Annotated in this window: 14 protein-coding genes; all 14 read right to left on the bottom strand. The window is 30.5% G+C overall.

Annotation, left to right across the window (positions count from 1 at the left end; genetic code table 11):
• Positions 1–308, bottom strand: a 308-nt coding sequence (locus tag WBG30_RS12890; protein ID WP_424505071.1) for a phage tail fiber protein, incomplete at its 3' end; no start/stop codon positions are given.
• A gap of 8 nt (positions 309–316) precedes the next feature.
• Positions 317–1,378, bottom strand: coding sequence for a baseplate J/gp47 family protein (locus WBG30_RS12885; protein ID WP_424505070.1), 1,062 nt, complete (start codon positions 1,376–1,378; stop codon positions 317–319).
• A gap of 11 nt (positions 1,379–1,389) precedes the next feature.
• The gene (locus tag WBG30_RS12880) at positions 1,390–1,857 is read right to left on the bottom strand and encodes a DUF2634 domain-containing protein (RefSeq protein WP_424505069.1); all 468 of its coding nucleotides are present in this window, start codon (positions 1,855–1,857) and stop codon (positions 1,390–1,392) included.
• Entirely contained in the window at positions 1,857–2,324 is a 468-nt protein-coding gene (locus WBG30_RS12875; protein WP_424505068.1) for a DUF2577 family protein, read from the bottom strand. The genes WBG30_RS12880 and WBG30_RS12875 overlap by 1 nt, the downstream gene beginning before the upstream one ends.
• Positions 2,317–3,279 (bottom strand): XkdQ/YqbQ family protein, encoded by a 963-nt coding sequence (locus WBG30_RS12870; RefSeq protein ID WP_424505067.1) that lies wholly within the window; start codon positions 3,277–3,279, stop codon positions 2,317–2,319. The genes WBG30_RS12875 and WBG30_RS12870 overlap by 8 nt, the downstream gene beginning before the upstream one ends.
• Positions 3,270–4,013, bottom strand: coding sequence for a hypothetical protein (locus tag WBG30_RS12865; RefSeq protein ID WP_424505066.1), 744 nt, complete (start codon positions 4,011–4,013; stop codon positions 3,270–3,272). Before WBG30_RS12865 ends, WBG30_RS12870 begins: the two co-directional genes overlap by 10 nt.
• Positions 4,014–4,018: 5 nt before the next feature.
• Positions 4,019–5,920 carry a hypothetical protein gene (locus WBG30_RS12860; protein WP_424505065.1) on the bottom strand — a complete coding sequence of 634 codons (1,902 nt, stop codon included), beginning with the start codon at positions 5,918–5,920 and terminating at the stop codon, positions 4,019–4,021.
• Between the two features lie 153 nt (positions 5,921–6,073).
• The gene (locus WBG30_RS12855; protein ID WP_424505064.1) at positions 6,074–6,532 is read right to left on the bottom strand and encodes a hypothetical protein; all 459 of its coding nucleotides are present in this window, start codon (positions 6,530–6,532) and stop codon (positions 6,074–6,076) included.
• Positions 6,533–6,612: 80 nt separating this feature from the next.
• Complete coding sequence (locus tag WBG30_RS12850) at positions 6,613–7,038, bottom strand: phage tail tube protein (RefSeq protein WP_424505063.1); 426 nt, start codon at positions 7,036–7,038, stop codon at positions 6,613–6,615.
• Positions 7,039–8,187 carry a hypothetical protein gene (locus tag WBG30_RS12845; protein ID WP_424505062.1) on the bottom strand — a complete coding sequence of 383 codons (1,149 nt, stop codon included), beginning with the start codon at positions 8,185–8,187 and terminating at the stop codon, positions 7,039–7,041. It lies immediately after the preceding gene.
• Positions 8,187–8,660 (bottom strand): hypothetical protein, encoded by a 474-nt coding sequence (locus WBG30_RS12840; RefSeq protein ID WP_424505061.1) that lies wholly within the window; start codon positions 8,658–8,660, stop codon positions 8,187–8,189. Before WBG30_RS12840 ends, WBG30_RS12845 begins: the two co-directional genes overlap by 1 nt.
• 12 nt (positions 8,661–8,672) lie before the next feature.
• Positions 8,673–9,041 (bottom strand): hypothetical protein, encoded by a 369-nt coding sequence (locus WBG30_RS12835; protein WP_424505060.1) that lies wholly within the window; start codon positions 9,039–9,041, stop codon positions 8,673–8,675.
• Position 9,042: 1 nt separating this feature from the next.
• Positions 9,043–10,020 carry a hypothetical protein gene (locus tag WBG30_RS12830; RefSeq protein WP_424505059.1) on the bottom strand — a complete coding sequence of 326 codons (978 nt, stop codon included), beginning with the start codon at positions 10,018–10,020 and terminating at the stop codon, positions 9,043–9,045.
• A partial coding sequence (locus WBG30_RS12825) for a hypothetical protein (protein ID WP_424505058.1) occupies positions 10,020–10,352 on the bottom strand: 333 nt, incomplete at its 5' end. The genes WBG30_RS12830 and WBG30_RS12825, both read right to left, overlap by 1 nt.

Raw genomic sequence — 10,352 nt, 5'->3', positions numbered from 1 at the left:
TCACGATCATAGTTTAATTTAGAATAAGAAACCATATTCCCTCCTGTTAGAGAGTCAAAAAGAGCTATATATTTTATAAGCCCCCAATTTGAAGTAGCTATAGAAAATTCAACATCACTATTATTTTGTGTTTTCCCAGTTGTAGGATCTAAGAATACAACCGATTGTCTTGAATATTCCACAGCAGCTACTTCACTAGACACGTCACCACTATATCCAGGATCACCTTTTAATAATCCAATATAGAGATTATTTTTTATCCTATCATCTATATACTTATTTGCTTCATAATTAGTCAATGGTGCCATATTCCCTCCTATTTTCCATTTAAAGTTATATTTCCTACCAGTGTTCTAGATAATTGACTGTGAGATATATTTATATTTTCTTTAAGGTTATTAACCTTAAGATCTTTTACGTTATATAATGCTGATGAATGAGTTAAAACTTCTTGAATATAAGAATAATAGATTTTATCAGTCTTAAACAATGCAGCCTTATAGTATCCCTCTAATTCTTTAGCAATCGTATTTTTAGCAGCAGTGATATCAAAATCAGAATTTAAAGTGGCATTTATCACTAAATTAATATCTTTATAAGCTATAGTTTCTACACTTAACTGAATATCATTGATAAACTGATCATCTATAATTTTTTTAACTTCTGCTATTAACTTTGCTGATGTTGGCTCTATATTTTCATTTGCTATGATTACCTTTACTGTTCCAGCTCCATTATGTCTTGGAACGCAATGAGCGACCCCTACACCTTCTACTTTTAGAGCCTCATCTCTATACCACCACTGATTCCATGAAGTAGCCGGATGGGAAATCCTATCATTTCTCCTACTTAATAAGATTTCATCTGATTCTATATCTTTTCCATCTATTATTTCAAAATCATTAATAACTCCTGTAAGCCCAGGATAATTTTCTATAAATTTATTTATCTCTCCTATTCCACAATTTCCAATAACACCACTAGAACTACACTCAATTTTTACACTAGTTTCAAGATTAGTAATTTGTTTACTTTCTAATACTACGTACGTAACACCATCGGTTCTACTAAATAGATATCCCTTCTTAATCTCACTTCCATTCAAACCAGTTACTTTAGCTAATCCAGTAGCTTTTTTTGCTTTATCTCTCTTAATCCCATCATCTGCTACTATGACATCTAATTCTTGCCCAGTAGCGGTCCCTGAAAACCTTCTATCTATAGTTTTATTTAATTTTTCTGAAAGACCATCTAATTCAATACTTATTGGATTAATCACAATATCCCTAGTATAACTACCCTCAGACGTTCCATAACCATGATTTTTTATTCCTTCTACTAACCTTTGAATTATTCCTTCTACATTTTTTTGATTCATTATTTCACTTCCTAAGATACATTACTTATTATGAGTTCTTGATCTATAGTTATTACAGTATAAAAAACAATAAGTTTATCTTTGTTCTTTAACAAAAATACATCGATAACTCTAGATATATAGGGGAAAACCATCATCATTTCTACAATTTCTTTTTCTATCTCAGCCAAAATAAGACTATTTGGAATTTTAAGATTTCCTATATAACTCCTAAGAGGTAATCCAAATGATGGATTACTTTTATTTATTATGTATGTCATATACTTATTTTTAGTTGTCTCAAACACTTTTTTTATCCATTGTTTTGTTATTTCTTTTGGATCTATGAGGTCCATAGGATAACCACCACTAATAGAAGTTTTATTAACCTCAAAATCCCATGCTATATCTTTTCCTAAGTTTAAAACTTCTTTTTTTAATCCCTGGGCACCTTCATTCTGATATACTTCTAAGAGTGAATTTACTATTTTAGGTAACATTATCCACCTCCATATTTATCTGCTTTATCTAATAGAAAAAATAAATTATTGTTGTTCATCGGTAAGATTATTACCATATCCCCTACTTTTAATTCATCTGTCCAATCGATCTTCCCTGTCCCCTCAAAATCCGTATCCTTACTCATAGCTAATTTTATTTCGTGTTTATGTGGATCTGGTGGATGCGTTACTGGTGGGACTTCAAATATAGGTGTAGTTTCTGTAAAAGTTGTTTCAAACTTCATATCTAAACTATTAAAATTCCCAGTAAAATGAAATTCTCTAGTATACCCTTTCATTTTTTCTTTGGCCATAATAATTTGATGTTTTTTCAAAAGGATCTTTTCATTTATCCTTATCTCTAAATTTGGAGGGATCTTCTCCACTATTCCAATAATAGGCCCTATTAATTTAGGATTATCCCTTGCTTTAATAATTTTGGCCAACTCAATAAATGGACTATCCATAAGGTATCAACTCCAAACTTATACTATTTATATTCTTTGTAAACGATTTAATTGTATATAATCCATCTATCAAAGAATTTTTAATAATAAGATTATCTCCATCATAGAGGTTCTCTACCCATGGAATAACTATTTTGACCTTTTCTTCTACCAAACTTCTCTTTTTTAATAGATTATCGGCAATAGATTTAGAATCATTGGGATTATCAGCTTCTATAACTTCTACTTTCTGCAATAACCCATATTTATCAATACTCTTTTTATCCTTTGATTCTATTGATTTATATTTAGTTTCATTATTTTTTATAACTACCTTTATAGAATTTTTTAGTTTCTCTATACTCCTACTTACAGATATATTTTTAGAAAGATCGGTAGCATTATATTTTTTATTGAAAAAATCTACTTCAAAAGTTGAAATATTATCTATTCTACTTCTAAAATGAAACTTCCCATCTCTAAAATAAAAACGAAATTTTATCCCTTTCTTAGCCTCAATTATTTTGATAATATCTTTTATGACTCCTCCAGCCGACAAATTAAAATAGATCTTATCTATCTCCATATCCACTTTATCTATTGTTCCTATAGGAGCATCCATAGATAGGATAATTGATTCTATACAACTATTTGCTTTAACTTTTTCAAATTGATATATTTCTTCATTTTGAGTGAAATAAAAAGTGAAATCTACCACTGAATAACTAATTAGACCTTTACTTTCATTATTTGATATAACTATTCCTGAAAACTCTATCTTTTCACTTTGAATTTCTATAATACTTCCCAGCTTTACTGGATTAATAGGCATTCCCTTTAATTTATATGCATACATCTCAAAGGATAGTTTTTGAGCAAATTCATCTATAGTTTTCCCCCATGAAATAGAACCTTTAACCATAGAAGTAATTTCATATCTTTTATTATTTTCTATACAAAATATTTTTATTCCCATATCTGACCTCTGTTATAATCTATATGTTCTTTTTTAAATATCGGTTTCCCATCTTTTTGAGAATACTTTACCTTTGGTTTTACTGGAGATATCTCCTTTGGTTTCCAATAGATTTTTTTATCTATCTCTACTTTTTGTTCTGGGTATACAAATTCTTGAAACTCTATGTTATACCCAATATCTCCATTCCCCTCAGTAGTTATGGAAAACTCAGATATAATCACTTGTAAATTTATTCGTGTTCCTGTAATAACTAATTCTATAGGATCACCACTTTTTCTTAATTGATCTATAGCTTCATAGTATTCCCATTCAGATAATTGATTATCTTTAGAAAAAGAATATCCCTTACTAGGAAAAAATGAGGTCCATGATATTTTTTTTAACCTATGATCTTTTATAAAGTTTAAGATCCCATCTATAGTATTTATTTTTTCTATATCATTCCCAGTAGATAAATTTATTTCTGCAGGAACTATAGGAAACTTAAATAGGATCTTCCCATCCTCATATAACTTGCCTTTTTTTAGAAAAATATCTGTCTCTTGCCATTTTTTCAATGCATCTTTGGAGTTATTTTCCATTCCTGAAGGAAAAAACTTACTTAAAGCTTTTTGTAGCTCCTCCTTCCCCCTAAAAAATTTATTTATATTAGGATTTTTAACTAATTGGCTTCTATAAAGGCTTCTTAACTCTCTGATTCCCATCTTACTATACGAATTATCAAAGTTCATTTATATCACCCCAGATTAGCTATAGCTAAATTTAATTTTGATACAAATTTTTCTGCAACCTTATTTGTAATTTCATCTATATCTTTGTCCTCTGATTTTTTAATAATCAAACTATCAAACAACTTTTCAATAGTTATAGTAATTACATTCGATTTACTTTCTTTTTTAGAGTCATATTTTTTATTTTCATTGGAGGTAAGGACTCTTTCTCCCTTATGAAGTTCTGCCAAATACCCATCTTTTGGTATATATGAAATTCCTGTTCTGTGGGATCCATCTATCTTGGTTTCATTTGATTTATTAAAATTCCCCCACTTGGTTCCTAAAGGCTCTATCTCTTTATCATTGATAACGGTTCTAGTAACATTTTCTTTAAAATTAACTTCAAATTCTTTATTTTTTTCACCAACGAATTTATTCCAAAGATCATATAATCCCTTTAAAAAATCAAATACACCCATAATAGTTTTTCCAAACAATTCAAAAGTTTTTATAATTCCACCAATAGGACTATCTCTCAAAACTTCCCAAAATTCTAATGCTTTATTCTTTATAGTCTCCCAATTTTTATAAACTAAATATCCCACTCCGATCAATGCAGTAAGGGCAGCTATAATTACTCCTACAGGATTAGCTGTCATAGCAGCATTAAATGCCCATTGAGCTACAGTCAGTCCTTTTTGAGCTGCTGCTGCTGCTTGATAAGCTTCTGTAATTCCTCTAATTGCATTTGTTGCTGTTCCTATTACAGTAATTGTTTTCCAAACTCCCATTAAGACAGCTACAGTTTTAGCTACAAAAAGTATATCTTCACCATATTCTTTAGTAAATTCTCCTGCTGTCTTTAGTGAGGCCGCAATTTCTTCTCCCCATCTTGCCAATTCTCCTGTTTCTTGAAGTTTTACCAAGGAATTAGCTAGAGATAAGGCTCCATCTTTTAAAGTATCAAATATAGAGTTTTCTATAATTTTTCCATCCATCCCTATCCCCATGATAGATGCCATAGATGTATTGATTACTCCACTTATTGTTGATAGTGCACCTGAAAAAGTTTTAGATTTTTTTACCATACCACCATCAAACTTATTTTTCATAAGAGCAAATAACGCCTTATTAAAATTATCTATATCTGTTATCTGTCCTTTGGCATTTACAACTCCATGTAATTTCATTGAATTTGCCTGATCTACAATCATTTGTTTGGTTATTCCATATTGTTTTAATCTCTCTAATTCTCCAGTTTGTGCATCTGAAACAGCTTCTACAGCCTGCATTAGGTCTGTATTCATGACAGCCGCCATATCGCCTATATATCCCATGGTCTTTTTAGCTGATATACCATAAGATGTAAGTCTTACAGTTCCTTCTATCATGTCTTTAGTATCAAAAGGTGTTTTATTTGCTGTTTTTACAGCCCACTGAAACATATCACCAGCTTTTTTAGTATCTTTCATTACTACTTCTAATGTATTTTTATAGTCTTCAAACTCACTAGCTATCCCTATTCCTTTTTTTACTGTCGCTAAAATAGCAGCAACACTAATAAATGTTTTTAAGGCTCCTGAAAGGTGATTTACTTTTTTACTTCCTTCATCGGCAGAATCACCAGTATTTTTAAGTGCTTTACTAGCTTTTTTACTCCCACTTGCTAGAAATTTTAATTTCTCTGCTGCTTCCTTAGTTTTTTTATCCAATTCTCTTAACTCTTTAGCTGTTATATCTGTTTTTCTAGCAGCATGGACTAAACCAGCTTCAGCTTTTTTTAATTCCCAAGTTAATCTAGAAAACGCCTTATCTGTTCCTTTACTCTCCTTACTTACACTGACTAGGCTATCTCCCATCTTCTTTAACCCAGCGATCCCCTTCACGGTATCAACTAGTATTTTTAAACTTACTGTATCGCTCACGGGATCACCTCTCTTCCTGCATCTTGTCTGACAATAAACTTATGGATGCCTTATAAAATATTTTCTCCCCATAACTCAAATCTAAAAGTGATTTTAGAGTATGGCCTTTTTGGAGATAATAACTATACATAAATAGATCATCATCAGACATTATTAGTTTTTTACTTTTTCAATAGCAGTAACACCAGATCCATATTTTTCCATAAGGATTTTCATCATAGAAGTAATCTCAGATTCTTTAAAAATCATAGTAAATACATCTATATTTTTCTTTGCCCCAAATGCTTTCCTTAATTTTTCGGATGAAAGATTAGGTTCAATAAGACAATTATAGACTAATTTATTTACATTAAAATTCATTCCACCGTAACTAAAAGACCCTTTAATATCTTTTTTATTTGTAATAATAGAAGAAGATACAATCTCTAAATTTGGAACTTTAACTACCACCACACCTTCTCCCAAAAGTTCTTCTAATCTATCAATTTTAATTTCTATAGTTTTTTCTCCTACACTATCACTTTTTGTCTCCTCAACTTTTGTTAGAAGTGATTCTATACTAATTTTTTTACTTTCTATAACCTTTTCATCTATATTCTCATCTTTACTCATTTAAACCCTCCATTTTATTGGTATAAACACTAATTTGATTTTAGAAAAACCCTTACAATCAAAATAAGGGCTTTGTTTTTTTAAGCTAATTCAGGTGTATCTACTAGGTCTTTATCAAACCAAAATTCAACCTCTTTTTCTATTAAACTATCTAAACTAAAATTAAATAGATTAAAGTTTCCTGAAAACTCACATTCTGCTAAAGATATTCTTTCAGCTCCATTTCCATCTGGATCATCTATTGCAACCTCTATGCTAAATGATGTAGCTTTCATATTTATGTTATTTTTTAGGAATTTTTTAAATTCAAAAGAATTTATCTTATAGAATACAAACTTCCCCTTTCCTTCTGAGGATTTTAATTTTTGCCCTTTTTTCCCTCCAGGAAGATTAATACTTTCATATTCATTTTCTATAGTTGCCTCTGCTGATTTTATCTGTGCTAGAACCTCACCATCCATAACAAAGTCACCAAAGGCCCCATTAAATATTTCTCTACTATTCACCTATATCACCTCTACTATTACTTCGGCATCTTCCATAACATCTACAGGAGTATATTCTAATATTCTATAAAATGATTTATCTTTAGTATTAAGTCTTCTGGCTCTATAATCATCCATTTTAGCAGCTTCTCCTTCTGTAATTTTTCCATTACCCAATGCCCATGTTTTATTTGCATTACTATCAACTATCATATTATTTCCATAATTAGTATCTAGATCTCCATTAGTCATAAACATCTTTAAATATGCATTAACTGCTCCAGCAAATGCCATTTTATTAGCATATGTATTTTTTCTTTTACCTATATAATAATTTTTATAGGTATATTGGATATCTTTTAAGTTTATATCCATTAGCTCAATACATCTTATCTTTGAGAATGTCCTCCCCATATTTTCAATAGGTGTTATAAATGAATTTATTCCTCTTTCAGTTCTATATACGAGGTTTTCACCATCTGTATCTGCTACTGTTATGAGATACCCATTTCCAACATCTGCATTTATATCTGTCGATTCCTCTACACTCTCTACCCATGGCTGCTTATAATAAGTCATAGATCCATTGGCTAATCCAACTCCTGCTATGCATCCAACTATGCAGCCTGTATACTGACTAGAAGTAAACTCTATTTCATTTACAGTATGTTTTTGTTTTAAGTTAATTATATATGGAGAATCTGGGGAAGTAGATGTAGCTACCACTAATTTAATAGGCTTTTGAAATGGATTTATAAGTTTATCTATAACTCTATCTTTTTTTACCATTCCTACCAATGCATCATGCTCATCTTCTTTTCCTCCAGGATAAGCAATATAATCACATATTTTTGATAAATATTTATAAGGTCCCGATAGATGAGTCATATCAACATAACCACTATCTGGAGCTTCTTCTATCCTATAAGCTATAACCTTAGTTGGAACTCCTCTAAAAACTAATTCTTTGAATAATTTATATATCTCAGGGGACCAATCCGCTGCTTTTACATCCGCAAGGGTATAGTATTTTTTGGTTGTAAAACTAGTATTTATCTTACTTGGTAATATCAACCCTACTACTCCAGCACCTTGACCAATTATTGCCTGAGTATATCTCTCCTTAAATTCCATTAAAAAAGATACTTGTCCGTTCATTTTTTGTGCCATCATTTCACCTCCCAATCTATATAGAGATCTTTCATTAGTTCAAAATCTTTATCTTCTAATTCCATATCTCTAAGTCTTGTTATATCGTAAGTAACCTTTATACTAGCTGTTCTAATAGATGTTTTCCCATCTTCTAAAACACTTCCATAATCAATTTTAAATCCTTTGTTAGATAACCTTTTATCTTCCATAGATTCTATAAAATCAATAAATTGTTTCACTTCATCTCTAAAACCTAATATTTTATTTTTACTAATATTTTTAGTTTTAGAAAAATAATAGATTATATCTATTGTTTTCTGTCTTTCTTCACTTATATTTTCACTATCAATAATTATAGCTACTGTTCTTCCTGAAAATTTAAAGTTCTCTTCATCTTCTACAATTCCCATACGGAATCCCTTAAATTTATCTGAAGCCATAAACTCTTCTTTTAATAATAGGATCTTATGTGTAAATCCATCTATTTTCATCTTCTTCAGCTCCTAAAAAACCATAATTCCTGAGACTTTTTTCTTCCCTAAAGTATTTATATTATCTTCCCTAATCCCCTTAATTAAATTATCTAATTCCTTCTTTTTATCGGTTACATCTTTTTCAAATTCCATATCCTCATATAATTTCCAGTGGATATATGCTTCTTTTAGAGTTTGCCAATTTTCAGTAGTTAAGCTAGATACTCTATTACCTAATCTAACAGTCAAATAATTATTTGCTCTTTTATTTAGATTCCTAGGATTATCAGGATCATCTATCAATGATTTTAATTCACTCTCTGTCATCCCATGAAAATCAGCTATTTCTAAAAGGAGCCTTTCATTTAGAAAAGACTCCGATTTTAATACAGGTATCACCTTATAATCCTGTAGCTACATATCTAATATATTTTTTTATATTAGCTAAAACAGGCATAGGAGCTGATTTAGTCCAAATACCTTTAGATCCAGACGTTGCTTCTACTCTAGTTTCCCCTGCTAATTTTTCAGCTTTTATGATCTTAGTTTCATTTGTTTTTACATCTCCATAAGTTAAACATCCATAACCTACAGCAAGTGTTTTTGGATCAGATAAAATTATCATCTTAGAAGTATCTACTACTTTCCCATCTGTTCCTATTCCATCAACTAAAAGTTCTATCTTTAATGCCCCTACTTGCAATGAGGCCCCTGTATCAGTATATGAAAAAGATACCTTGTTTATGTTTTGCTTAGTATCATTCGCTTCATTTTTAATCTTATTAAAAACTGTTAGACCAACCTCTATCTTAGGTCTTCCACCTTTTTTAGTGGTCCAATCAAGAGCTAATCCTAAGATCACATCACTTATTATTTTTGATGCAAGGGCTAAACTTTTATTAGTTTTTACTCCTACATTTAATTCTTTTCCCTTTTTATCTATATAGATCCCTTTTAAATATGCATCTACACATTGTCTTTCAAATTTATTTACTATAGCAGCAGCACCCATTTTCACATATTTTGCTTCCATAGCTTTTACTGAATCTATTATCTTCCCATTTGTTGTATATGTTGGTACTCCTGCATTTACAGTTGTAATATCACTGGCACTATATGGAAACTCTCCTCCAATTATATCTGGCTCAAATTCTAATTTTGAGAATCCATCTTTTCCTAAGATAGGTAAGACTTCATTTCTTCCTACAATTCCAGCTACTACAAAATGATCCATCATATCATCCACTCTAATCATTTCTGTAGGAGATAGATATTTATTTCCACTTCCTTCAAATTTAGATGAATATGTTTTAGGTACTTCTAATTTTTGCGTGGCTGCATTTAATAACGCTGCCAACCATATCATTCTTTTATTCATTAGCCAATCTCCTCCATTCCTTCTATTTTATCTACCACTATTACTCCTGCCCTCTTTAACTCACTTAAAGCAGTAAAGTTAGTCTCAAAATTAATCCCTACTAAATCAGTTTTCCCTATTTGAATCATAGTTGAAATTGTAGTTATTACATCTTCTCCAGCAGCAGTTAAAACTATATCTTCCTCATTGATATAAAGCCCTGCAATTACACTTCTTGTATATTCTGCAGGTGTTGTTCCAGGAGTAGCAGATCCATCATGGGTAGGATCATATATATAAAATTTCCCATCTTTTGAATCTTGGGCTAATACCTGTCCAAATTTTATAGTAGC

Source organism: Psychrilyobacter sp., assembly GCF_049671765.1.
Taxonomy (GTDB): Bacteria; Fusobacteriota; Fusobacteriia; order Fusobacteriales; family Fusobacteriaceae; genus Psychrilyobacter.
The sequence above is the reverse complement of the archived record's forward strand: the minus strand, read 5'-3'. Positions and strand labels throughout refer to the sequence as shown.